Source organism: Variovorax sp. 01T432 (genome assembly GCF_056398605.1).
The window spans coordinates 331,963-356,242 of sequence record NZ_JBFTPS010000005.1; the positions used below are offsets into that span (position 1 = coordinate 331,963).

The 24,280-nt window shown below is 66.2% G+C and carries 23 protein-coding genes; 15 read left to right on the forward strand and 8 right to left on the reverse strand.

The features are described from left to right. Positions 1–50 precede the first annotated feature (50 nt). The 4 genes from AC1DNF_RS06625 to AC1DNF_RS06640 form a co-directional block, all read right to left on the reverse strand. On the reverse strand, positions 51–1,634 hold the full coding sequence (locus AC1DNF_RS06625; RefSeq protein WP_478147755.1) for an ABC transporter substrate-binding protein: 1,584 nt from the start codon (positions 1,632–1,634) through the stop codon (positions 51–53). 27 nt (positions 1,635–1,661) lie between these two features. Then, on the reverse strand, positions 1,662–2,915 hold the full coding sequence (locus tag AC1DNF_RS06630) for a M20 aminoacylase family protein (RefSeq protein WP_478147756.1): 1,254 nt from the start codon (positions 2,913–2,915) through the stop codon (positions 1,662–1,664). Then, entirely contained in the window at positions 2,915–3,895 is a 981-nt protein-coding gene (locus AC1DNF_RS06635; RefSeq protein WP_478147757.1) for an ABC transporter permease, read from the reverse strand. Before AC1DNF_RS06635 ends, AC1DNF_RS06630 begins: the two co-directional genes overlap by 1 nt. Before the next feature lie 298 nt (positions 3,896–4,193). Beyond that, the gene (locus AC1DNF_RS06640) at positions 4,194–5,345 is read right to left on the reverse strand and encodes a porin (protein ID WP_478147758.1); all 1,152 of its coding nucleotides are present in this window, start codon (positions 5,343–5,345) and stop codon (positions 4,194–4,196) included. A gap of 282 nt (positions 5,346–5,627) precedes the next feature. On the opposite strand from AC1DNF_RS06640, the gene coq7 reads away from it, so the two are divergent. Further along, positions 5,628–6,257: a 2-polyprenyl-3-methyl-6-methoxy-1,4-benzoquinone monooxygenase gene (gene coq7, locus AC1DNF_RS06645; RefSeq protein ID WP_478147759.1), complete on the forward strand. Its 630-nt coding sequence runs from the start codon at positions 5,628–5,630 to the stop codon at positions 6,255–6,257. Between the two features lie 20 nt (positions 6,258–6,277). Here coq7 and AC1DNF_RS06650 read toward each other — a convergent pair whose 3' ends face one another. Next, positions 6,278–6,727, reverse strand: a complete 450-nt coding sequence (locus tag AC1DNF_RS06650) for an OsmC family protein (RefSeq protein WP_478147760.1) — start codon at positions 6,725–6,727, stop codon at positions 6,278–6,280. Positions 6,728–6,983: 256 nt separating this feature from the next. On the opposite strand from AC1DNF_RS06650, the gene ilvA reads away from it, so the two are divergent. Further along, positions 6,984–8,537 (forward strand): threonine ammonia-lyase, biosynthetic, encoded by a 1,554-nt coding sequence (ilvA, locus tag AC1DNF_RS06655; RefSeq protein WP_478147761.1) that lies wholly within the window; start codon positions 6,984–6,986, stop codon positions 8,535–8,537. Positions 8,538–8,553: 16 nt separating this feature from the next. On the opposite strand, the gene AC1DNF_RS06660 is transcribed toward ilvA, so the two are convergent. Beyond that, positions 8,554–9,111, reverse strand: coding sequence for a type II secretion system protein N (locus tag AC1DNF_RS06660; protein WP_478147762.1), 558 nt, complete (start codon positions 9,109–9,111; stop codon positions 8,554–8,556). Between the two features lie 64 nt (positions 9,112–9,175). Between AC1DNF_RS06660 and gspG the strand changes: the two genes are divergently transcribed. From gspG to gspE, 10 genes are all read left to right on the forward strand, one after another. Further along, positions 9,176–9,616 (forward strand): type II secretion system major pseudopilin GspG, encoded by a 441-nt coding sequence (gspG, locus tag AC1DNF_RS06665; RefSeq protein ID WP_478147763.1) that lies wholly within the window; start codon positions 9,176–9,178, stop codon positions 9,614–9,616. Then, positions 9,591–10,091, forward strand: a complete 501-nt coding sequence (locus tag AC1DNF_RS06670) for a prepilin-type N-terminal cleavage/methylation domain-containing protein (RefSeq protein ID WP_478147764.1) — start codon at positions 9,591–9,593, stop codon at positions 10,089–10,091. The genes gspG and AC1DNF_RS06670 overlap by 26 nt, the downstream gene beginning before the upstream one ends. Beyond that, positions 10,088–10,456, forward strand: a complete 369-nt coding sequence (gspI, locus tag AC1DNF_RS06675; protein ID WP_478147765.1) for a type II secretion system minor pseudopilin GspI — start codon at positions 10,088–10,090, stop codon at positions 10,454–10,456. Before AC1DNF_RS06670 ends, gspI begins: the two co-directional genes overlap by 4 nt. Then, the gene (locus tag AC1DNF_RS06680; protein ID WP_478147766.1) at positions 10,456–11,100 is read left to right on the forward strand and encodes a PulJ/GspJ family protein; all 645 of its coding nucleotides are present in this window, start codon (positions 10,456–10,458) and stop codon (positions 11,098–11,100) included. Before gspI ends, AC1DNF_RS06680 begins: the two co-directional genes overlap by 1 nt. Beyond that, positions 11,097–12,206, forward strand: a complete 1,110-nt coding sequence (gspK, locus tag AC1DNF_RS06685; protein WP_478147767.1) for a type II secretion system minor pseudopilin GspK — start codon at positions 11,097–11,099, stop codon at positions 12,204–12,206. The genes AC1DNF_RS06680 and gspK overlap by 4 nt, the downstream gene beginning before the upstream one ends. Positions 12,207–12,334: 128 nt before the next feature. Next, entirely contained in the window at positions 12,335–13,543 is a 1,209-nt protein-coding gene (gene gspL / locus AC1DNF_RS06690; protein ID WP_478147768.1) for a type II secretion system protein GspL, read from the forward strand. Beyond that, positions 13,540–14,109: a type II secretion system protein GspM gene (gene gspM / locus AC1DNF_RS06695; RefSeq protein WP_478147769.1), complete on the forward strand. Its 570-nt coding sequence runs from the start codon at positions 13,540–13,542 to the stop codon at positions 14,107–14,109. Before gspL ends, gspM begins: the two co-directional genes overlap by 4 nt. Before the next feature lie 11 nt (positions 14,110–14,120). Continuing rightward, complete coding sequence (gspN, locus tag AC1DNF_RS06700; RefSeq protein ID WP_478147770.1) at positions 14,121–14,918, forward strand: type II secretion system protein N; 798 nt, start codon at positions 14,121–14,123, stop codon at positions 14,916–14,918. Positions 14,919–14,920: 2 nt separating this feature from the next. Further along, positions 14,921–17,200 carry a type II secretion system secretin GspD gene (gspD, locus tag AC1DNF_RS06705; RefSeq protein ID WP_478147771.1) on the forward strand — a complete coding sequence of 760 codons (2,280 nt, stop codon included), beginning with the start codon at positions 14,921–14,923 and terminating at the stop codon, positions 17,198–17,200. Between the two features lie 8 nt (positions 17,201–17,208). Beyond that, positions 17,209–18,630: a type II secretion system ATPase GspE gene (gspE, locus tag AC1DNF_RS06710; protein ID WP_478147772.1), complete on the forward strand. Its 1,422-nt coding sequence runs from the start codon at positions 17,209–17,211 to the stop codon at positions 18,628–18,630. 34 nt (positions 18,631–18,664) lie between these two features. On the opposite strand, the gene AC1DNF_RS06715 is transcribed toward gspE, so the two are convergent. After that, entirely contained in the window at positions 18,665–19,234 is a 570-nt protein-coding gene (locus AC1DNF_RS06715; protein WP_478147773.1) for a hypothetical protein, read from the reverse strand. A 95-nt stretch (positions 19,235–19,329) separates the two neighbouring features. Here AC1DNF_RS06715 and gspF point away from each other — a divergent pair, with 95 nt between their 5' ends. From gspF to AC1DNF_RS06730, 3 genes are all read left to right on the forward strand, one after another. Then, entirely contained in the window at positions 19,330–20,562 is a 1,233-nt protein-coding gene (gene gspF / locus AC1DNF_RS06720; protein WP_478147774.1) for a type II secretion system inner membrane protein GspF, read from the forward strand. Between the two features lie 91 nt (positions 20,563–20,653). After that, positions 20,654–21,553 (forward strand): 5'-nucleotidase, encoded by a 900-nt coding sequence (locus AC1DNF_RS06725; RefSeq protein ID WP_478147775.1) that lies wholly within the window; start codon positions 20,654–20,656, stop codon positions 21,551–21,553. 101 nt (positions 21,554–21,654) lie between these two features. Beyond that, a complete protein-coding gene (locus AC1DNF_RS06730) occupies positions 21,655–23,442 on the forward strand; it encodes an ABC transporter ATP-binding protein/permease (protein WP_478147776.1) in 1,788 nt (595 codons plus the stop codon). On the opposite strand, the gene queC is transcribed toward AC1DNF_RS06730, so the two are convergent. Further along, complete coding sequence (queC, locus tag AC1DNF_RS06735; RefSeq protein ID WP_478147777.1) at positions 23,421–24,122, reverse strand: 7-cyano-7-deazaguanine synthase QueC; 702 nt, start codon at positions 24,120–24,122, stop codon at positions 23,421–23,423. The two genes, AC1DNF_RS06730 and queC, sit on opposite strands and share 22 nt — an antisense overlap. Positions 24,123–24,280: the final 158 nt, after the last annotated feature.

Here is a 24,280-nt window from a genome sequence, read left to right on the forward strand (position 1 = left end):
AAGAGCGGGGCCCGCTGAAGCGGGCCCGCGGGGGTCGGGTCAACCAGCGATCAGGGCTTGATGCTCATCCACTTGAAGGGCATGTAGTTGTCGGCCATCTGCGTGAGCTCGACCTTCTTGCTCACGCCCCAGGCCAGCGCCTGCTGATGCAGCGGCAAGGTGCCGATGTCGTCCATGTGGATCTGGAAGGCTTCCTTGATCATCGCGTCGCGCTTGGGCTTGTCGGTTTCCGACTGGATCTTCTTGGTCAGCTCGTCCAGCTTCGGGTTGCAGTACGCGCCGAGATTGAACTGGCCGCTGCCCTTGTCGTCCGGACAGGCGGTCAGCGCGGTCAGCGCGTTGTGCGCGTCATAGGTGGTGGGCGTCCAGCCGAGCATGTAGAAGCTGGTGTCGCGACGAAGGACCTTCGGGAAGTAAGTGCCCTTGGTCTCGGCCACGAGGTTGATCTTGACGCCGATCTTCGCGAGGTTCGCGGCCACGCTCTGGCAGATCTGTCCGTCATTGACGTAGCGGTCGTTCGGGCAGTTCATGGTCACCTCGAAGCCGCTCGGATAGCCTGCTTCGGCCAGCAGCTTCTTCGCGGCTTCCGGATCGTAAGGCAGACGCTTGTCCTGGGCTTCCGTCCAGCCGTTGATGCCGGGGCCGACCAGCAAGCCGGTGGGACGCGAAGCGCCACGCATCACTGTCTTCTGGATGCCGACGATGTCGATGGCCTGGTAGAAGGCCTGGCGCACGCGCTTGTCCTTGAACGGATTCTTGCCCTTGACGTTGGAATACAGCAGCTCGTCGCGCTTCTGGTCCATGCCCAGGAAGATGGTGCGCAATTCCGGGCCGGCGATGACGCGCGCATTGGGGCTGGCGTTGACGCGGGCGATGTCCTGCACCGGCACCGGCTCCATCACGTCGACTTCACCCGAGAGCAGCGCGGCCACGCGAGTGGCCGGGTTGGCGATCGGCGTGAAGATGACCTCCTGCACGTTGCCTTCGATCTTGCCCCAGTAGGTGGGGTTGCGCGTGAACACGGTGCGCACGTTGGGCTGGCGCTCACGCACCCGGAAGGGCCCGGTGCCGTTGGCCTTGAACGAGGCCGTGTTCTCGATGCCCTTGCGGCGATCGACCGGCTTGGTCGCCTGGTTGGCTTCGCACCATTTCTTGCTCATGATCATCAGCTGCGTGATCACGTCGGGCAGGATCGGGAAGGGGCCGCGGGTCTCGATCTCGACCACGTAGTCGTTGACCTTGCGGACTTCCTTGATGTCGGTCGTGTTGGATTGCATGTCCGATCCATCCCCGGCCGCGCGGGCGAAGCTGAAGACGACGTCGTCGGCGGTGAAGGGGGTACCGTCATGAAACACCACGCCCTTGCGCAGCTCGAAGCGCCAGACCGTGGGCGAAGTCTGCTTCCAGCTCGTGGCGAGCAGGGGTGCAACGGTCAGGTCCTTGTTGCGGCCCACCAGCGTTTCATAGACGTTGGCGTCCGTGCTCAGTTGCAGCGACTCGTTGAGAGAGTGCGGATCGAGCGACAGCGCATCGCCCTGGTTCGCGATCCGGATGGTCTGCGCGTTCGCGATCAGGCTGGTGGCACCCAGCAACGAAAGGATCGCGGCCGCAGCCACTTTTTTCTTGAGATTCATGGGAAGCACTCCTCGGGTTGGAAAAGGTCAAGACGCAGCCGCCGAGGCGGACTGGCTTGGTGATGGATGGGCCGCGCCCGGCGGCATGCCCTGCTCGATCAGGCCGGCATGCAGCGCGGCGCCGAGCGGCAGGATCTCGTCGTTGAAGTCGTACCGGCTGTTGTGCAGAAAGGCGCCGCCCCGAGCATCCTGCCCGATCCGCAGATAGGCACCCGCCTTCTTCTGCAGCATGAAGGAGAAGTCCTCGGAGCCCATGCTGGGCTCCATGTGGCGCTCGACGTTGTGGGCACCCACGATCGACTGCGCGACATCGCCGGCAAAGATGGCCTCGGGAGCGGTATTGATGGTGGCTGGGTAGATGTGCTCGAACTTCACCTGCGCAGTCGCGCCGAAGCCGGCCGCCACCGCGGAACAGAGCTCGGAGAGGCGTTGCTCGACCTGCGTCTGCACCCTGGCACTGAAGGTCCTGACGGTACCGACCAGCGTGGCTTTCCCGGGCACGACGCTCATCGCCCCCAGGTCGCCTGCATGGACGGCGCAAATGCTCAGGACTGCCGCATCGATGGGACGCACGTTGCGCGAGACGATGCTTTGAGCCGCGGTGATGATGTGCGCGGACACGAGCACCGGGTCCACCGTGAGATAGGCATGCGCGCCGTGGCCGCCCTTGCCCGTGACCTCGATCGTGACGCGATCCGCCGCGGCCATCATCGCGCCGCGATTGATGCCCACGGTACCGGCGGGCATGCCGGGCCAGTTGTGCATGGCATAGACCGCCTGCACCGGGAAGCGATCGAACAGGCCGTCCTCGATCATCACGCGCGCACCGGCGAAACCTTCTTCGCCGGGCTGGAAGATCAGCACCGCGGTGCCGTCGAAGTTGCGGGTCTCGGCCAGGTAGCGCGCGGCCCCGACCAGCATGGCGGTGTGGCCGTCATGCCCGCAACCGTGCATGAGACCATTCTTGGCGGAGCGCCACTCGAAGTCGTTGTCCTCGCACATCGGCAAGGCATCCATGTCCGCCCGCAGCCCGATCATGCGGCCGCTGGCGGTGGACTTGCCGCGGACCACGGCGACGACGCCGGTCTTGCCGATGCCGGTGTGAATCTCGTCGACACCACAGGCCTTCAGTGCCTCCTGGACACGGCCGGCGGTGTAGACCTCTTCGAAGCCGAGTTCCGGATGCGCGTGCAGGTCGCGGCGAAAGGCGGTGATTTCGGGATGGAAGCGCGCGATGTGCGCAAACGGCCGCCCTGCAGCCTGGAAACGAGGCGCGTTCATCAATGGCCCCCTGCATTGCCGACACGCAGCCGCGGGTCGACAACGAAGTACAACAAGTCGACCACCAGGTTGATGACCACGAAGATAAGCGCGATGAGGCAGAGGTACGCGGCCATGACCGGGATGTCCGCGAACGTCACGGCCTGGATGAAGAGCAGACCCATCCCGGGCCACTGGAACACGGACTCGGTGATGATGGCGAATGCGATCAGGCCACCCAGTTGGAGCCCGGTAATGGTCATGACCGGCACCAGCGTGTTCTTGAGCGCATGGCCGAAGTGGATGGCGCGATCCGACAGGCCGCGCGCTCGCGCGAACTTGATGTAGTCGGTGCGCAAGACTTCGAGCATCTCCGCGCGCACCAGCCGCATGATCAGCGTGAGCTGGAATATGGCAAGCGTGACTGCGGGCAGCAGGATGTGCATCCAGCCATCGGCTCTCAGCAATCCGGTGCTCCACCAGCCCAGCTGAACCGTCTCGCCGCGCCCGAAGCTGGGAAACCAGCCGAGCAGCACGGCAAAGACGAGGATCAACAGAATGCCAATCAGGAAGGTCGGCAGTGAAACGCCGAGCAGCGAGATCGTCATGAACACTTGGCTGAGGAAAGTGCCGCGCCGCAATGCGGTGTAGACGCCCATCGGGATGCCGATGGCCAGCGCGAGAAAAGCCGCCACCAGGGAGAGTTCCAATGTGGCCGGGAATCGCTCGCCGATGAGCCGCGAGACCTTGCTGCCTTGACGCAGGCTCAGGCCGAACTCGCCTTGCGCGGCATTGACCAGGAAGTGCCAGAACTGCACGAAGAAGGGCTTGTCGAGTCCGAGGTCAACCCGGAGCGCGTGGATCTGCTCGGGTCGCGCATCCTGTCCAAGCAGAAACACCACGGGGTCGCCCACGTACTGGAAAAGAAGAAAGGCAATGAAGGCGACCGTGACCATGACGATCACGGCCTGGATCAGGCGGCGCAGTACGAAGGCGATCATTCAGCAGAGAAAGTGTTCAACGATGCTAGCAGAGCAAGGTGCGTGCCCATGCCGGGGTTCCCCGGGGTTGTGGTCAGCACGCGCAGGCGACGGAGGACGGACATGAGGAGGATTCGATTCGCGTGGGTGACCTTCCGGCGGAGTCGTCGCCGACGCAACGCACCACTTCGAAGTTCTTTCCGCATGGCCTGAGGGCTGAATCGTCGCGGGCGGCGGACAGGAAATGAAAAAAGCCACTCGACTTTCGTCGAGTGGCTTTCAAGACTTCCCATTGAAGCTGGCTTACGCCAGCGTCAGATCAGAAAGCGTGACGGATACCGAAGTCGAAGCCGTTTGCGCTCGAGGCCGAGTTGTTGATGCCAGGAACGAAGGTCGGCGAGCCACCGGTCGTGATCGCAGCGCCATCCTTGTTCGAGATGTGGGCGTAGCTCGTGTACAGAGCCGTGCGCTTCGACAGGTTGTGCACATAACCGATCGCGAACTTGCGAGCGCGCGGGTCAGAGCCAACATCGAACTTGGCCTTGACTTGCGAGTAGGCAACGCGGATCAGGCCAGGGCCCACGGGCACGGTGGCACCCAGCAGGTAGCCGTCGAGGTCCACCGAGCCGTCGCCAGCGAAGATCGGCAGGTCAGCCGTGTTCTTCACGCGCGAGAATTCACCGAAGAGCTTGACGACGCCGAGGTCATACGACGCACCCAGGTTGAACGTCTTGGCCTTGACTTCGTCACCAATGACTTGCGCGACGGTGTCTTCGCCGTAAGCCAGGGCCACGTCCAGAGGACCGTTGGCATAACCGACGCGACCGCCCAGGTACTTGCCGGCTTCCAGGGTGGGCAGGCCAGTCTGCTTCACGTTTTCGGCGAAGCCGTATTGGACTTGACCGTAGAAACCGCCGAGGTTCGGGGGCAGGAAGTAGCCCACGGTGTTGCTTGCGCGCACGGTGTTTGCATCGCTCAGACCAGCGGTCGCCAGAACAGCGCTGTGGCCCGAGTTGATGATGTTGGTGCCAACGCCGTTGGTGCCGAACGGATCGAACACGGTGTCGTTCCAGAACGTCGGGGTGTAGTCACGGCCGATGCGGACTTCACCGAAGCCACCGGAGAGGCTCACGGTCGAACGACGGTTGAAGAGACCAGTCGTCGTCGCGCCGGAGCTGTTGATCGCACCGCCAGCTGCGCCCGTGTCGTTGTTCAGACCCGCTTCAAGCCAGAAGCTTGCAGCCAGGCCGCCACCGAGGTCTTCCGTGCCACGGAAACCCAGACGGCTCGAGTTGTAACCCGAGGTGCTCTGTGCCCATTGGCTTTGCTTGACCGAGCCCGTGGGGGTGTTCGTCTTCGCATCGTAGTAGCTGACGCCAGCGTCAAGCACACCGAACAGCGTGACAGACGACTGAGCCGAGGCAACGCCGGCAACAGCCAGGGCAGCCAGGGCGACTAGAGATTTTTTCATTGCAAGTTTCTCCAAGGTTAAACATAGGGCTCCGGTGCGAAGGGCTCACCGTGACTGGCACATTTGTGCTCCCACCGGACCCCGGGCCAACCTCCTTTTGGGAAGTTGTTGCTATTGCACCAGAGCCGCCTCATCAGGGCAAAACAATTCGCCCGAAAACTCCGCGGGCCTCGGCGTTTCGTTGCAGTCATGCAACAAAGCTTCCGTGTTACTCCATGACTCACCATGTGAAACGAGATCGTCCCGCTGCATGGGCGGCTGCGCATCGGTTCCAATCGACCCATGAACTCTTCGCTCGATTCCGTTCTTGCCGTGACGGACACGGCCTTGCGTACCCTGTTTGCCAAACCACACGCGATGCGCGAGGCGCCGCCGCCAGCGAGCCCGGCGAGCCTTCTGAGCGATATCGAACGGCGTGAGGCCGGGGCCCTGATGCGGGTCAATCATGTCGGCGAGGTCTGCGCGCAGGCCTTGTACACGGCGCAGGCTGCCGTGACGCGGGACCCCGGGCTGCGCGCGCATTTCGAAGCCGCGGCCAGGGAAGAGACGGATCACCTCGCCTGGACGCAAGAGCGCCTCGACGAACTGGGCGCGCGCCCCTCCCTGCTGAATCCGATGTGGTATCTCGGCGCATTCGCACTGGGCCTCGTCGCCGGCCGGCTGGGCGACCCCGTCAGCCTGGGCTTTGTCGCTGAAACCGAGAGGCAGGTGGAGGCCCATCTGGATGGCCATCTCGACCGGCTCCCCGCGGGAGACACGGAATCGCGAGCCGTGATCCATCAGATGAAGCTGGATGAAGCACGCCACGCCGCGCAGGCCTGGAGTGCGGGCGCCGAAGAACTTCCGGCGCCGGCCAAGACCTTGATGCGCCTGGCGGCGCGGGTCATGACTACGGTTGCCCATCGCATTTGAGCGGCGGGCGGGGCTGCGGCTCAGGTTTCGACGAGGTCGAAGCTGGTCGTGATCTCCGCCGTCTTGGCCAGCATGATGGTGGCCGAGCAGTAGGTGTCATGGCTCAGGGCGATGGCCCTTTCCACCGCGGCGGCCGGAATGCCCTTGCCCGCCACCGTGAAGTGCAGGTGGATCCTGGTGAAGACCTTGGGGTCCTTTTCCGCGCGCTCGCTGGTCAGCTTGACGCTGCAGCGCTCGACCCGGTGGCGGCCCCGCTTCAGGATGAGCACCACGTCGTAAGCTGTACAGCCGCCGGTGCCAGCCAGAACGGTCTCCATCGGCCGGGCGGCGAGGTTCTGCCCGCCGTTTTCGGGCTTCGCCGCGTCAGGCGCCCCATCCATCATCAGGACGTGGCCGCTTCCGGTTTCCGCCACGAACCCCATCCCAGAGCGCGCGCCCGTATTCCCGGTCCAACTCACTGTGCATTCCATTTTCTTGTCGACTCCATGAACCCGCGAAGAAGCAAAAAAAATCACTCTCCATCGCGGTTCTGTGTTGAAAAAACATCAGCCGCTTGTTGCAATGCAACAAACAGTCGATATACTTTATTTCATCGCACACGAATTTGTGTGCACCGGTTGTCTCCTCCACCCTCCCAATTGGTGGATTTAGCCCCAAGCCGCAAGGCTTGGGGCTTTTTTCTTGCGCGGCGGAAAGCGGCGTCTGCGGGCCTATGATCGCGGCCCTATGCCCAAGCCGACCGCACCGCTCACGCCAGCCGATTACCTCAAGAAGATCCTGACCGCGCGCGTCTATGACGTCGCTGTGGAGTCGGCGCTCGAACCGGCACGCAACTTGAGCGCAAGGCTCGGCAACACGGTCTTGCTCAAGCGCGAGGATCAGCAACCGGTCTTCAGCTTCAAGCTGCGCGGTGCCTATAACAAGATGGCGCATCTGAGCGCCGAGCAGCTCTCGCATGGCGTGATCTGCGCATCAGCGGGCAATCACGCCCAGGGCGTCGCACTGGGCGCGCGCAAGCTGGGTGCGCGGGCCGTTGTCGTGATGCCCGTGACGACCCCTCAGCTCAAGGTCGACGCGGTGCGTGCGCTCGGTGGCGAGGTGCATCTGCACGGCGACAGCTATTCCGATGCCTACGTGTACGCGCTGGAACAACAGAAGCTGCACGGCCTGACCTTCGTACATCCTTTCGACGACCCCGACGTGATCGCCGGCCAGGGCACCATCGCGATGGAGATTCTTCGCCAACACCAAGGCCCGCTGGACGCGGTCTTCGTGGCCATCGGCGGCGGTGGGCTGATCTCCGGCGTGGCCAACTACATCAAGGCCGTCCGACCCGAGATCAGGGTGATCGGCGTCCAGATGAACGACTCCGATGCCATGATCCAGTCGGTGGCCGCGCACGAGCGGGTCACGCTCTCCGACGTGGGACTCTTCTCGGACGGCACCGCGGTCAAGCTCGTGGGCGAGGAAACCTTCCGAATTGCGAGCACGCTGGTCGACGAGTTCATCAGTGTCGACACCGACGCGGTGTGTGCCGGCATCAAGGATGTGTTCATCGACACCCGCAGCATCGTGGAGCCGGCGGGCGCGCTGGCGGTCGCGGCGATCAAGCAATACGTCGAGGCGCGCGGCACGCGCGGCGAAACCTACGCGGCCATCCTGTGCGGCGCCAACATGAATTTCGACCGGCTGCGTTTCGTGGCCGAGCGCGCCGAGGTGGGCGAGGAGCGCGAAGCCCTGTTCGCCGTCACGATCCCCGAGGAGCGCGGCAGCTTCCGCCGCTTCTGCGAACTGATCGGCCAGTTGCCCGGCACGTCGCGCAATGTGACGGAGTTCAACTACCGGATCAGCGACGACAAGGAAGCACATGTCTTCGTGGGCTTGACCACCACCACCCGCGGCGAATCGACGACGATCACCGACACCTTCATCGCCCACGGCTTCGGCGCCATCGACCTCACACACGACGAGCTTGCCAAGGAGCACATTCGCCACATGGTCGGCGGCCGCACCGGACTCGCCCAACACGAACGCCTGCTGAGATTCGTGTTCCCCGAGCGGCCAGGCGCCCTGCTGAAGTTCCTGAGCCTGCTGCGGCCGAACTGGAACATCAGCCTCTTTCACTATCGCAACCAGGGAGCGGACTACGGCCGCATCCTGGTCGGGCTGCAGGTGCCCGCAGCGGACGATGCGGCCTTTGCTGAATTTCTTCTGGCGCTGGGCTACCCGTTCGTGGAAGAAACCCAGAACCCCGTCTACAAGCTGTTCCTGAAGGCCTGATGGGGCAGAGCGGGACTCAGCGCGGCACGGGCGGCGCGATCACCGGCCTCGGACGGGGCGCAGGCCCTGGCCCTGGCCCTGGTCCCGGCCCGTTCATCGGCACCGCCGGCGGCGCGTTCACGGCGAGCGGCCGCGTCGGTAGCTGCAAGGTGAAGGCCGTTGCCGAATCGACGCTGGCGCCGAAGGCGGCGGCACGTGTGGTCACTGATTGCAGCACGTAGCCATCGACCACTTTGGCGCCGACCCGGAACGGCCGCGGCGGCTTGCCGTCGACGGCGATGAGCGCGGCGCCTTGTTGATCGGTGTCGGCGATGATGCCCAGCAGCGCGAAGCGGCTCGCGGCCTCGGGCGCCGCAACTGCGGCCTCATGGGCAGGCACCGCGCCCAGCAAACGTGCGACCAAGGCGGGGTCAACGGCCACGGCCGGCGCACTTGCCACCGGGGGCGGAGCGATCGCATCGGACGGCGCCATGAGCCGCAGGCCCCAGAATACGGCGCTCGCCGCCGCGAGCGCCCAGAGGCCGGTGGTCGCCGTGGCTGCGGGCCAGCGCGAAGGTGCAAAGGGAACTGACATGGGCCAGGATTATCATATGGCGAGCGCGTCTTCAGGCCCGCTCATTCTGTCCAATTCTTTCCTTATGTCCCTTCCCCGTCCCTCCCTCTCGCGCACCATCCAACGCGGCTTCACGCTGATCGAACTGATGGTCGTGCTGGTCATCATCGGCGTGCTTGCGGCGCTCATCGTGCCGAACGTCATTGAACGCGCGGACGACGCCCGCGTCACCGCAGCCAAGACCGACATCAACAATCTGATGCAGGCACTCAAGCTCTACCGACTCGACAACCAGCGCTATCCCACGAACGAGCAAGGCCTGCAGGCTCTCCTCACCCGGCCCACGACGGGTCCCGCCGCGCCGAACTGGAAGCCCTACGTCGAAAAGCTTCCGAACGATCCCTGGGGCCGGCCCTACCAATACATGAATCCCGGCATCAAGGGCGAGGTCGACGTGCTTTCGCTCGGCGCCGACGGCCAGCCTGGCGGCGAGGGCAAGAATGCCGACATCGGCAGTTGGCAGTAGGCCCTGCCGCCGCCGATTCGCAATCGCCCGCCGCCTCGGCGGCTTCACGCTGCTTGAACTGCTCGTCGTCATCGCCATCATCGCGCTGGGGACCGCCGGCGTCGGGCTGGCGCTGCGCGACTCCGGGCAGGCCACGCTCGACCGTGAAGCAGAACGCCTCGCTGCATTGCTCGAATCGGCGCGCGCGCAGTCGCGGGCGAGCGGCATCGCCGTTCGCTGGCGACTGACGCCTCAAGGTCCGGGCAACTTCGTCTTCGACGGCCTGCCCACGGGCAGCCTGCCGACCGCCTGGCTCGCCAGTGACATCGAAGCACAACCGCTGGCGGCCGATGGAACCGCGGTCGCTGCATTGCAACTGGGCCCGGATCCGATCATTGCGGCGCAGCAGGTGCTGCTCACGGCGGACGGCCCACAGCCCCATACCGTTCGCATCGGGACCGACGGGCTGCGCCCCTTCGCGGTGGTTTCGCCATGACGCACCAGCGCCGCAACGCGGGGTTCACCCTGATCGAAGTGCTTGTCGCGCTCGGCATCGTCGCGATCGCCCTGCTGGCCGGTTCGCAGGCCACGTCCGCGCTCACGCGCAATGCGCAGCGACAGTCGGACGTCCTGCTCGCGCAGCTGTGCGCGGAGAACGAACTGGTCAAGGCACGGCTCGCGCGGGTGCTGCCCGCGGTGGGCGATTCGGGCTCGACCTGCATCCAGGCCAACGTGAACTTCGCCGTCACGGTCTCGACGACACCGACGCTGAACCCGAACTTCCGCCGCGTCGACGTTCAGGTACGCGATGCCGACGCGGCTCCTGTGCTGCAGGTCTCGACCGTCGTGGGACGCTACTGATGCGCCGCTCAAGAGGCTTCACGCTGATCGAACTGCTGGTCGCGATCGCGGTCATGGCGCTGCTCGCCCTGATGAGCTGGCGCGGCCTGGACGGCATGGCGCGCGCCCAGGGCATGAACCGCGAGCGGGGCGATGCGGTGCTCGCATTGCAGACCACGCTGGCGCAGTGGAGCGCCGATCTGGATGCCACGGTAACGCTGTCCCGGACGCCTGCGATGGACTGGGACGGCCGCGTCCTGCGACTGACGCGGCGCGGCACCGACAGCGCGACACCCACCGTTTACGTCGTGGCCTGGACCATCAGCACGGATGCCACCGGAACACGCTGGCGCCGATGGCAATCGCCCGGCCTTACGACCCGGGAGGAATGGCAACAGGCCTGGGACCATGCAAGCGCCTGGGCTCAGGACGGCAGCAACGAAATGCGGAGCGCCGAAGTCGCACTGATGCCGCTGGAGGACTGGCAGCTGTTCTATTTCCATAACGACGCCTGGACGCCAGCGGTCAGCGCCGAAGCCTTGGGAACCGCAACGCCCATGCCCGACGGCGTCCGGCTCGTCTTGAGCCTGCCACCCGGCTCCGCCCTCACGGGCGTGCTCACGCGCGACTGGGTGCGCCCTGCCGCCTCGGTGCCGAAGTCATGAAGCAGCCCCACCATTCCTCACCCGGGACGCGCCAGGCCGCACGCGGACGCCAGTCGGGCGCGGCGCTGCTGGCCGCCATGCTCACCGTCACGCTCGTGGCGACCTTCGCCGCGGCCGCGCTGTGGCAGCAATGGCGCGCGATCGAGGTCGAATCCGCGGAGCGTGCACGGATTCAGTCGAGCTGGGTCCTGATCGGCGCCCTCGATTGGTCGCGCCTGATCCTGCGCGAGGACGCCCGCGCCGGCGGCGCCGCAGACCACCTGGCGGAGCCCTGGGCGGTGCCGCTGGCGGAAGCCAAGCTCTCGAGCTTCCTGTCGGCCGAAAAGAACGTCGCGAGCGACGCGCTCGAAGGTCTCCCCGAAGCCTACCTATCCGGCGCCATCGTCGATGCGCAGTCCAAGCTCAATGTGCTCAACCTGGTGAAGAACGGCGCCCCTGTCGTCGAGTCGGTCAAGGCATTCACCAAGCTGTTCGAGCTACTAGGCCTGCCTGCTCAGGAAGTGGCGGTAATGACCGCCAACCTGCAACGCGCCTTGCCCGCCGCCAGCGCGGCGCCCGCGGGCGGCACGACGGGCGCGAATACCAGCACCGGCGCCAGCACCAGTTCCAACACGGGGACGACCACCACCGCCACGACATCGAACGCGGACGCAGCTGCCACTGGCCCGCTCATGCCTCTGCACACCTCCCAACTCGTCTGGCTGGGCCTTTCGCCTTCGACCGTGACCGCGCTGGAACCATATGTGACGGTGCTGCCGGAGTCCACGCCGCTCAACCTCAATACGGCGAGCGCAGAAGCCATCTATGCGAGTGCGCCCAATCTCGATCTCGCGAGCGCCAAGACGATCGTGGCCCAGCGCGCTCGCAACTACTTCCGCAACCCCGCCGATGCGGATGCGCTTGTGTCGCGAGGCCAGCAAGGTGGCGCGCAGTTCGGCGGCGGCGCGTTCAGCGTCGGGAGCAACTACTTCGAGGTCCACGGGCGGCTTCGCCTCGACCGGATCTGGGTCGAAGAACTCTCGCTCCTCAAGCGGCAAGGCATCGAGGTGAGCATCGTTTGGCGGGAGCGTGGCGCGGGCGCCACGGTACAGCCCCCGAAGTCATGAAGCGGCGGGCTTCGTCATATTTCTCGGTTAAAAATCCCCGCCCGCCCGCAGCATATGTAAAAGACGCTATCAAAACTGTAGCGTCCAGCGTCCTGCTTCTAGAATAGCGGCCCCCCTGCCACACTCTCATGCCCGTTCTTTTTGTAACCATTCCTATCCCGCCCGCCGCTCCCGGCGGCGAATACGGCTGGGCGGTCTGGTCCAGCGACGGGCGCAAGTTGCGCTCACAGGGGAGCGCCCTCCCGGCACTGTTGCCGGCCGGTGAAGAACTGACCCTGTGCGTGCCGGCCGCAGCACTGTCCTGGCACCAGCTGACCTTGCCTCAAGGCAGCATGAGCAGCACGGCGCGGCTGCGTTCGGTGCTCAGCGGACTCCTCGAAGATCGCCTCCTCGACGAGCCCGAGCAGGTTCATTTCGCGCTGGAGCCGGAAGCCAAGGTCGGCGTGCCCATATGGGTCGCCGTCTGCAACCGGGTCTGGCTGCGCAGTGCCGTGCAGGCCATGGAGACCGCGGGGCGCCGGGTCACGCGCATCCTTCCCGAATTCACGCCTCAGCCGCCTGGCGCTCCGACAATGGCCTTTGCCATCGGAGAGCCCGACGATGCGCACCTCGTGATCTGCGGCACCGACGGCGTGGCCAGCTTCCCGCTCGACCACACCGGCATCGCACTGGCCGGCCCGCTGCCCGAAGACACGCCCGCGCTGGCTGAACCCGCCGTCGCGGAGTTGGCGGAAGGCCTTCTCCAGCGCCGGGTGCCCATCGTCAAGCCGGCAGCCCGCTGGTTGCAGGCCAGCCGCTCGGCCTGGGATCTCGCGCAGTTCGACCTCGCATCCACCGGACGCGCGCGCGCCAGCAAGAAGGCCGCCGCCCTGTGGCGCTCGGTCTGGTATGCCCCCCAATGGCGCGCCGCACGCTGGGGCGCTCTGGTGCTGGTGCTGGCCCAGATCATCGGCGTCAACGCCTGGGCCTGGAAAGAGCGCGCCGCGCTCGAAGCCAAGCGCAGCGCGGTGCGCAGCATCCTCACGCAAACCTTCCCTTCCGTGCAACTGGTGGTCGATGCACCGCTGCAGATGACGCGCGAGGTCGCGTCATTGCAGCAGGCCACCGGCGGTGTCTCCACCAACGATCTCGAACCCATGCTCGGCGCCCTGGCCGCGAGCCTGCCTGAGGGCCGCGTCCCGACCGCGGTCGACTTCAGCGCCGGCCAACTGCGACTGCGCGGCCTGGGCCTGAAGGCCGCAGAAGTGAACAACCTCGCCAGCACCTTGTCCGCCCGCGGCTACAACGCGCGCAGCGAGGGCGACCTGCTACTGGTTCAGGCGGAGGTGCCGCGATGAAGTGGTTCGAATCACTGGAAGCGCGCTGGCAGGCCTGGTGGCCCGAACTCGCGCCGCGCGAACAGCGCATGATCCGGATAGCCGCCGTGCTCGTGGTGCTGGGGCTGCTTTGGTGGATGGCGCTGGCACCCGCGCTGCGCACGCTGTCCTCCGCGCCCGCGGAACATGCGCAGCTCGATGCGCAGCTGCAGCAGATGGCCAACCTGCAAACGCAAGCCAAAGCCTTGCAGGCGCAGCCGCGCGCGAGCAGGGAAGACGCCATGCGAGGGCTCGAGACGTCCGTGCGCGAGAGCCTCGGGGCCAACGCCCAGTTGCAGCCTTCCGGCGCCGGGGAGAACGTGACGATCACGCTGCGCGCCACCCCGGCCGACGCGCTGGCCCAATGGTTCACGCAGGCCCGCAGCAACGCGCGGGCAGTCCCGCGTGAAGTCCATCTGACGCGCGCTGCCCAGAACCCGGCGCCCGGCGTACCGCCCGCCGCGTCCCCCGTGGCCGCGGCGAAGGCCACGGATTCGTCCGTCGTCCGCTGGGACGGCGCGCTGGTCATGGGCATTCCGGCGCGCTGACAGCTCACCTCATGGCGACACGAAGCGCTCCCTCCTCCGCCGGCGCCTCCGGCACGCGCTGGGCCGTGCTCGGCGCGTTGCTTGGCGCCCCCCTCGCGCTTGCGCTGTATGCGCCGGCGCGCTGGCTCGCCGCCGGCGTCGAACGCTGGACCGACGGTCACCTGCAATTGGTCAACGCGCGCGGCACGATCTGGAACGGAAGCGCTGGCGTCGTCTTCTCGAGCGGCGGCACCGGTGTCGAGTCGATCTCCTTGCCCGGCCTGCTGGGCTGGAAATTGCGACCGCACTGGAACAGCGTGACCACCGTACTCGACGTTCCCTGTTGCGCAGCGCAGCCCCTGGAGTTCAAGGCACGCCCCCATGCAAGCGGCGTGCAACTCGAATGGCAGGATGGCAAGTCGCGCTGGCCGGCCGCGCTGCTGGGCGGCTTCGGCGCGCCGTGGAACACATTGAAACTCGAAGGCGTCTTGGACATTTCCACGCAAGCGTTCACCATGCGATGGAATGGCCCAGAGCTGGGGCTCGCCGGTCGGGCCGTGCTCGACGCCACCGATATCTCATCCAGTCTCTCCACCTTGAAACCCATGGGAAGCTACCGAATCACGCTGGATGGGGGGCCCTCGCCCACCCTTCTGCTGACCACTCGCGAAGGCAGCCTGCAGCTCACCGGCAGCGGCCGGTGGAACGGCGACGCGCTGCGATTCGATGGCGAGGCCAGTGCCGCGCCCGGGCGCGAAGACGCACTTTCGAACTTGTTGAACATCATCGGGCGGCGCCAGGGAGCGCGCTCGCTCATCACACTGGGTTGACCATGAAGCAACAGCCTTTGACCAGCGCTCGCATCGGCATCGTCGCGCTCGCCGCGCAGATCCTGATCGCAGCGTGCATTTCATCATCCGCGTTCGCGCAAGACACTTCCGCGCCAAGGCGCGGGGAGCCGATCACGCTGAACTTCACCAATGCCGAGATCGAATCCGTCGCCCGGACCATGGCCGTCGTGACCGGACGCGACGTCGTGGTCGATCCGCGCGTCAAGGGCACCATCAACCTCCAGACCGATCGCGCCGTCTCTCCGCAAGCTGCCTTCAATCAGTTCGCGGCGGCGCTCCGGCTGCAGGGCTTCTCGATCGTGCAATCCGAGGATCTCTACAAGGTGGTGCCCGAGGCCGATGCCAAGCTGCAGAGCAATGCGGTGACGACCAATACGTCCAGCACGGCAACCCTGAGCGGCAACCAGATCGTCACGCAGGTCTTCAAGCTCAACTACGAGCCGGCCAACAACCTGCTGCCGGTGCTGCGGCCCCTGATCGCGCCCAACAACACGATCAACGTGAACCCCGGCAACAACTCGCTGGTGATCACCGACTACGCCGAGAACATGCGCCGCCTCGCGCGCATCATCGCCGCGCTCGACGTGCCCAATGCGTCCGACGTCGAGGTGATCCCGCTGAAATACTCGATCGCGACCGACATGGTGCCGCTGGTCACCCGGTTGATCGAGGGCGGTTCGGCCACCGGCCCCGTGGCCGGCGCCCCTGGCACCACGGACGCTTCGTTCCGCACGACCCTGCTGGCCGAGCCCCGCAGCAATGCGCTGATCCTGCGCGCGGCCAATCCCGCGCGCGCACAGCTGGTTCGCACGCTGGTCGCCAAGCTCGACAAGCCGGCGCTCGAAAGCAACAACGGCGACGCGGGCAACGTCTACGTCGTCTATCTGAAGAATGCGGACGCCGTCAAGCTGGCAACGACCTTGCGCGCGGCGATGGCTGCCGATGCGCGGGGCGGCGCCGCGGGTGGCACGACTGCGCCAGGCGGGTTCAACCAGGCGCAGCAGCAGTTGCAGCAGCTGAACCCCGCGGGCCAAAGCGGCATGTCCAGCAGTCCCGCCGCAAGCGCCCCGCTCAACAACGCCAACCAGCCCTCGACCGGCGGCCAGATCCAGGCCGATCCTTCGACCAATTCGCTCATCATCACCGCGCCCGAGCCGCAGTACCGCCAGATGCGCGCCGTGATCGACAAGCTCGACGGCAAGCGCGCGCAGGTCATGGTCGAGAGCTTGATCGTCGAAGTCAACGCCGACAAGGCAGCGGAATTCGGCATCCAGTGGCAGAGCGCCCTCGGCAACAACGGCACCAACGTCGGCGTCATCGGCACCAACTCGAGCCTTTCCGGGCCGAGCATCATCGACCTGGCCATTGGCCTCGCCTCCCGGAATTCGGCAACGCGGCCCGCGACCGGCCTCAATTTCGGCATCGGCCACCGCATCAACGGCCAGTACGTGCTGGGCTTCCTGGCAAACTTCTTCCAGAGCAACGGCGAGGGCAACGTGCTGTCCACGCCCAACCTGCTGACGCTGGACAACGAAGAGGCCAAGATCGTCATCGGCCAGAACGTCCCCTTCGTCACCGGCCAGTACACCAACACCGGCAGCAGCACCAACACGGTCAATCCCTTCCAGACCATCGAGCGCAAGGACGTGGGCCTGACGTTGCGCGTGCGCCCGACGATCAACGAGAACAACACCGTCAAGCTCCAGATCTACCAGGAGGTCTCGAGCATCGCCGCGGCGACCGTCAACGCCCTGAACGGCCCGACCACCAACAAGCGCAGCATCGAATCGACCGTGCAGGTCGACGACGGCAATGTCATCGTGATCGGCGGCCTGCTGCAGGACGAGTATTCGAACAGCACCGAGAAGATCCCTCTGGCCGGCGACATCCCGATCATCGGCAACCTCTTCAAGAGCGAGAACCGTTCGCGCAAGAAGACCAACCTCATGGTCTTCCTTCGCCCGGTGGTGGTGCGCGACGGGGCCACCAGCGACCAGCTCACCTACGACCGCTACGACTCCATCCGCAGCCTGCAACAGACGTCCCAGCCCGAGAAGCACGTGTTCATGAACAACGTGAACGAAAGTAACATACTGCCGCCGCTGCCGCCGCCGGCACAGGGCAAGACCGATCGCAGCATCGAGGGCACCCGCCTCGTGCCGCCGCCGCTGATGCCGACCGACGTGCCTCTCAACACCGCCCCGCTCAAGGGCGCATTGCCGCCGACCGCCGACCCGTCAACGGCGCGCGAACTGCCCTGAGGTTCGCCGTGCGCTACCCCCTGCCCTATGCCTTCGCGCGCGGCCAGCAACTGCTGCTGGAAGAAGCGACCGACGGCAGCTACACGCTCTGCATGCCGCAGATCCCGCCGCGCAGCGCGGTCGGTGAAGTGCTTCGCAAGTACGCAGTCAAGAACTTCGAGCCGCTGGCGCCCGAGGAGCTGGCGCAGCGCATCAGCGCCGCCTATGCGCAAGGCGAATCGAATGCCGCCGCCGTCGTGAGCGAGGTGCAGAGCGATGCCGATCTCTCGCGCATGATGCAGGAGCTTCCGGCGGTCGAGGACTTGCTGGAAAGTGCCGGCGATGCGCCCATCATCCGCATGCTGAACGCGCTGCTCACGCAGGCGGCGCGCGACGGCGCCAGCGACATCCACATCGAACCTTACGAGCGGACCTCGTCGGTGCGCTTTCGCATCGACGGCACCCTGCGAGAGGTCGTGCAGCCCAACCGGGCACTGCATGCGGCGCTGATCTCGCGCCTGAAGATCATGGCCGACCTCGACATCTCCGAGAAGCGCCTGCCGCAGGACGGGCGCATCAGCCTGCGCATCGGCACTCGCGCGGTGGACGTTCGGGTCTCGACGCTCCCCTCGGCCCATGGCGAACGGGCGGTGCTGCGGCTGCTCGACAAGACGGAAAGCAAGCTGACCCTCGAATCCGTGGGCATGCAGGGCGACACGCTCGCCCGCTTCGAGCATCTGATCGGACAGCCCCACGGCATCATCCTGGTCACCGGCCCGACGGGTTCGGGCAAGACCACCACGCTCTACGCCGCGCTCAGCCGGCTCGATGCGACCAGCAACAACATCATGACGGTCGAGGATCCGATCGAATACGAGTTGCACGGCGTCGGCCAGACCCAGGTCAATGCCAAGATCGAACTGACCTTCGCCAAGGCCCTGCGCGCGATCCTGCGGCAGGACCCGGACGTGATCATGATCGGCGAGATCCGCGACTTCGAGACCGCGCAGATCGCCATCCAGGCTTCGCTTACCGGCCACCTCGTGCTGGCCACGCTGCACACCAACGATTCCGTCAGCGCCGTCACGCGTCTCACCGACATGGGCGTCGAGCCCTTCCTTCTGAGCTCATCCCTGCTCGGCGTGCTGGCGCAACGGCTTGTCCGCAGGCTCTGCCCGGTGTGCGCGACGCCCTCGCCCGCGGGGGACGAGGCCCAGCCCGTGGGCTGTGAGGCATGCGGCCACACCGGCTACCAGGGCCGGACAGGCATCTTCGAACTGCTGGTGGCCGACGACACGGTGCAATCTCTCATCCACAGCCGCGCGCCGGAGAGCCAGATCTTCGTGGCTGCCGAACGCGGCGGGCTGCGCTCGATGCGCGAAGACGGAGAGCGCCTGGTCAAGGCCGGCGTGACTTCGCGTGCCGAACTGCTGCGTGTCACCCGCGACTGAGGCGGTCGACGCCCGGCTGCCCCCAGGAAACCCGCTAATCCAGAACCACGAGGTTGCGGGTTTGCGGGTCCGTTGTCACTTCACGTACGCGGCCGGCGCTGTCGAACAGGATTTGGAATTCGCTGAAACTGCTGATCCACATGCGCCACAGCGGCGCCTCGAACTTCGGGTTCTCGCTGGTGATCGGGTAGCCCACCGCCATCGCGACCTGCTCGCGCGTCATGCCCTTGGTCACGCGTGCCGACTTGATCGCGTCGCGGATCTTGGGCGGATAGCCCGCGATCTTTCGCGACGGGTCTTCACTCACCACGTAGCGTTTCGCAAAGGCGCCGAGATCCAGGTCCCGGCTGTAATCGTTGCCGAGCGCCTGCTTGCCGCCGTCGAGTTCGACCTGCACCCGGTAACGGCCGTAGCCGATCACGCGGGTCGGCGTGCCGACGGGGATGATGCGCTTGCCGCTCTCGGCGTAGTTGCCGTCGCTGATCCAGTGGCCGTCGGTGCGCATGTTGCAGCACAGAAAGCCGTTGAAGGTGGACTGCCCCATGGCGGGAAGCGCAAGCGCGCCGAGCAGCGCCACGACGACCGCGGAAGTGCGAATCAGCATGAAGATTCCTCGAAGTGATGTTGTGACAGCCGTACGCCTCAAAGACCTCTCAACCGCCGACAATGCGCCATTGCGCATTTTGACGCCACAGCCCTATGCCCGCCTATTCGTTTGAAGCCATAGACCAGCGAGGCCAGTCCCGCAAGGGCGTCCTCGAAGCCGACACTGCCCGCAGCGCGCGGGGACTCCTGCGCGCGCAGGCGCTCATCCCGCTGTCGGTCACCGTGGTGGGCAGCGTCGAAAGCGGCGTGCCGGCGCCCGCGGGGTGGCGCCGCCTGCTCGGCGGCGGGCGCGTGTTCAATTCGACCGGGCTCAGCGTCTGGACGCGGCAGATCGCGGGCCTCGTGTCCTCCGGCCTGCCGCTCGAACGTGCGCTGACCGCGCTGACCGACGAGGCCGAAAGCGAGCAGCAGCGCAACCTGGTCGCGTCGCTGCGCGCCGAGGTCAACGCAGGCTCGCCCTTCGCGCGCGCCTTGTCGCAGCATCCGCGCGAGTTCTCGCCCATCTACACGGCGGTGATCGGTGCCGGCGAGCAGAGCGGCAACCTCGGCCTGGTGCTCGAGCGCCTTGCCGACGACCTCGAAGAGCGGCAGGTGCTGCAGCAGAAGCTGGTCGGCGCGGCCCTCTATCCGGCCATCGTGACGCTGGTCGCCATCGCGATCGTGATCTTCCTGGTCAGTTACGTCGTGCCGCAGGTGGCCAATGTGTTCGCGGGCACCAAGCGCTCGCTGCCGATCCTCACGGTGGGGATGCTGGCGCTCAGCGCCTTCGTGCGCAACTACGGATGGATGATGCTGGGCGTCATGGTGGTCGCGGTCATCGGCGCGCGCATGGCGCTCGCGCGCGCGGCGATCCGCGAGAAGTTCGACGCCGCGTGGCTCAACCTCCCCTTGGTAGGCAAGCTGGCGCGCGGCTACAACGCGGCCCGCTTCGCCAGCACGCTGGCGATGCTGGCGACCGCGGGCGTGCCCATCCTGCGCGCGCTGCAGGCCGCCTCCGAGACCTTGAGCAACAGCGCCATGCGCGCCGACGCGCTCGACGCCCTGGTGCTGGTGCGTGAAGGCGCGCCGCTGGCTTCGGCGCTGGCCCAGAAGAAGCGCTTCCCGGGCATCGTCTCGATGTTCGCGCGCCTGGGCGAGCAGACCGGCACGCTGCCCCTCATGCTGCAACGCGCCGCCGCCCAACTGGGCGCGGAAGTGCAGCGCCGCGCGATGCATCTGGCGACCATCCTCGAGCCCTTGCTGATCGTGGCGATGGGTGGTGTCGTCATGCTGATCGTGCTGGCTGTATTGATGCCCATCATCCAGCTCAACCAGTTCGTCAAGTGAGCAACACCCCCAGGCTTGCCCACTTCGTGTGGCCGCCAACCCCCTTGCAGGGGACGGCGCGGCGTCTTCCATCTTCCGGGGGAGCTGGCGCATGGCGGTGACGCTGGATGACAAGCTTGTTGTGGCGATATCGTCGCGTGCGCTCTTCAACCTCGAGGAAGAGAACCGCATCTTCGAAGCCGGCGACGACGCGGGCTACATGAAGCTCCAGCTGGAGCGGCTCGACGTGCCGGCCCAGCCGGGCATCGCCTACTCGCTGGTCCGCAAGCTGCTGCGCTTCAACGACGACGGCGTGCAGCGCGTCGAGGTCGTGATCCTCTCGCGCAACGATCCGGTCTCGGGCATGCGGGTGTTCCGCTCCGGCATCGCCAACGGCATCTCCTTGCAGCGCGGCGTGTTCACCCAGGGCCGGCCGCCTTTCGGCTACCTGCGGCCCCTGCGCGCGCACCTCTTCCTCTCGGTCAATGCCGAGGACGTGCGCGAGGCGCTGCGCGCCGGCTTTCCCGCGGCGCGCGTGCTGGTCGAATCGGTGCATGCGAGCAATGCCTACCCGAACGAGGTGCGCATCGCCTTCGACGGCGACGCCGTCCTCTTCAGCGACGAAGCCGAGCGCGTGTTCCAGGCCGAGGGCCTCGATGCCTTCCAGCTGCACGAGTCCAGCAAGGCCCTTCTCCCCTTGCCCGAAGGTCCCTTCAAGCCGCTGCTCGCCGCCTTGCACAGGCTGCAGCAAGCCGCCAGTCCGGCCATGCGCATCCGCACCGCCCTCGTCACCGCGCGCAGCGCGCCGGCGCACGAGCGCGCGATCCGCACGCTGATGAACTGGAACATCAAGGTCGACGAAGCCATGTTCCTGGGCGGCCTGCCCAAGGGCGAGTTCCTGCGCGAGTTCGAACCCGATTTCTTCTTCGACGACCAGACCGGCCACGTGGACGCGGCCGCCCGCCACGTGCCATCGGGCCATGTGTCGAGCGGTATCAGCAATCCGCGCTGACCCGCGCCGCGTCCTCGCTTCAGCATCGTTTAAGAAAGCCCGGCCCGCGGGCGCTACGATGAGCGCAACGCGTCTCGTCGGCGCCGCTCCACGTTCATCCCATGACCGCCTTCAAAAGATCCACGAGCATGCTCTCGACCTTGCGCCGAATCGGTGCACTCTCCGCGCCCTACTTCCGGTCCGAAGAGCGATGGAAGGCGCGCGCCTTGCTGATCGCCGTCGTCGCCCTGAACCTCGGCACTGTCTACGTGTCGGTGCTCATCAACGACTGGAGCCGCGTCTTCTACGACGCGCTGCAGAACAAGGACCAGGCCGTCTTCTGGACCCAGCTCGCCCGCTTCACTTACATCGCCATGGCCGGGATCGGCGTCGCGGTGTTCAAGTACTACCTGACGCAGCTGCTGCAGGTGCGCTGGCGCGCCTGGATGACGCGCAGCTACATGAGCCGCTGGCTGGCCAACCGCACCTTCTACCGGCTGGAACTCGCGCGCTACGCGCAGAAGGCCCAGGATCCCACGGACGCGGCCGGCGGCCGGCAGGCCAACCCCGACAACCCCGACCAGCGCATCCAGGAGGACATGCAGCTCTTCACCGACTACACGGTGACGCTGTCGATGGGCATCCTGAACTCGGTGGTGACGCTGATGACCTTCATCGGCATCCTGTGGGGCCTGTCCGGCGCATCCGCGTTCAACGTAGGCGGCCACGAGTTCACGATTCCCGGCTTCATGGTCTGGGTCGCCCTGCTCTATTGCGTGGTCGGCACGGTCATCACGCACTACATCGGCCGGCCGCTGATCGGACTCAACTTCATGCAGCAGCGCTACGAAGCCGACTTCCGCCACCACCTGGTGCGCGTGCGGGAATACAGCGAGGCGATCGCGCTGGACCGCGGGGAGGCGGTCGAGCACGCGCAGCTCGACACCCGCTTCTCGAGCGTGCTGCGCAACTATCTCTCGCTCATCAGGCAGCAGAAGAACCTGGTGGCCTTCACCGCCTCGTTCGCGCAACTGGCCACTGTGTTTCCGTTCTTCATCGCCGCGCCGCGCTTCTTCAGCGGCGCCATCCAGTTCGGCGAGCTGATGCAGATCGCCCGCGCGTTCAACACGGTGCAGGACTCGCTCTCGTGGTTCGTCGACAACTACGACCGCGTGGCCGTCTGGCGTGCCACCGCGGACCGTCTCACCAGTTTCGACGACGCCATGCGCGCGTACGCGAAGCCGGACGACACGCTGGTGCGCGACAGCGCGAACTCGCTGAACACCCGCGACCTCGACGTCGCGCTCCCCGGCGGCGACCAGTTGCTGGCCGGCGCGGCACTCGCGGTGCAGCCCGGCGACAGCGTGCTGCTGCAGGGGCCCTCGGGCAGCGGAAAGTCGACGCTGTTCCGCGCCTTCGCCGGCATCTGGCCTTTTGCCCGCGGCCACATGAGCGTGCCGGACAACGCCATGTTCATCCCCCAGCGCCCCTACGTGCCGGACGGCAGCCTGCGCGACGCATTGGCCTACCCGAACCCGGCGGCCGACTACAGCGACGAGGCCCTTCGCCAGGCGCTCGACGACGCATTGCTGCCCGACCTGGCCCGGCGGCTCGACGACAGCGACGCCTGGAGCCAGAAACTCTCGGGCGGCGAGCAACAGCGCCTCGCCATCGCGCGCGTGCTGCTGAAGAAGCCGAAGTGGCTGTTCGCCGACGAGGCCACCAGCGCGCTCGACACGCAAGCCGAGGAGACCTTGTACAAACGCCTGGCCGCCGACATCCGGATCGCCGGTGGCGCCATGGTCTCGATCGCGCACCGGGCCTCGGTCGGCAGCTTCCACGAGCGGCGCTGGACGCTGGTGCCGCGAGCCGAGGGCGTCGGCGCGCGCTACCGGGTCGAGGCCACGTAGCGCTCCCAGCCCCGCGCGCGCAACTCGCAGGCCGGGCAGCTGCCGCAGCCGTAGCCCCAGGCGTGGCGACGGCTGCGATCGCCGAGATAGCAGGTGTGCGTGTCCTCCACGACCAGCTCGACCAGCGCCTCGCCGCCCAGCCGAAGCGCCATGGCCCAGGTCGCGGCCTTGTCGATCCACATGAGCGGCGTCTCGATGACGAAGCGGCGGTCCATGCCCAGCGAGAGCGCGATCTGCATCGCCTTCATGGTGTCGTCGCGGCAATCCGGATAGCCCGAGAAATCGGTCTCGCACACGCCGGTGACGATCACCTCCAGCCCGCGCCGGTAGGCCAGCGCGCCGGCCAGCGTGAGAAAGAGCAGGTTGCGGCCCGGCACGAAAGTGTTCGGCAGTCCGTTGGCCTGCATCTCGAACGCGATGTCCTGCGTCAGCGAGGAGGCGCTGACCTGGCCGAGGACGTCGACGGACAGCAGGTGGTCCTCCCCCAGGCGCGGCGCCCAGCGCGCGAAGCGCTCGCGCAGGTGCGCGAGGATGGGGCCGCGCACATCGAGTTCGACGCGATGGCGCTGCCCGTAGTCGAAGCCGATGGTTTCCACCCGCTCGTATTTCTCGAGCGCGTCGGCCAGACAGGTGGTGGAGTCCTGGCCACCGGAGAAGAGGACGAGTGCGGTGCTGTGCATGATGATGAACCTAGACCGAAGTTCCAGCGCCGCGTGCGCCGGTTTCAGCCAATAAGCCCTCTGGAATCAATGAGATAGGTGCTTTCTTGGTTTGCTGGATGTAGGCATGTATTTTCYTGAATATGCCAATGACATCGCCTATATATGTAGGCATGCAT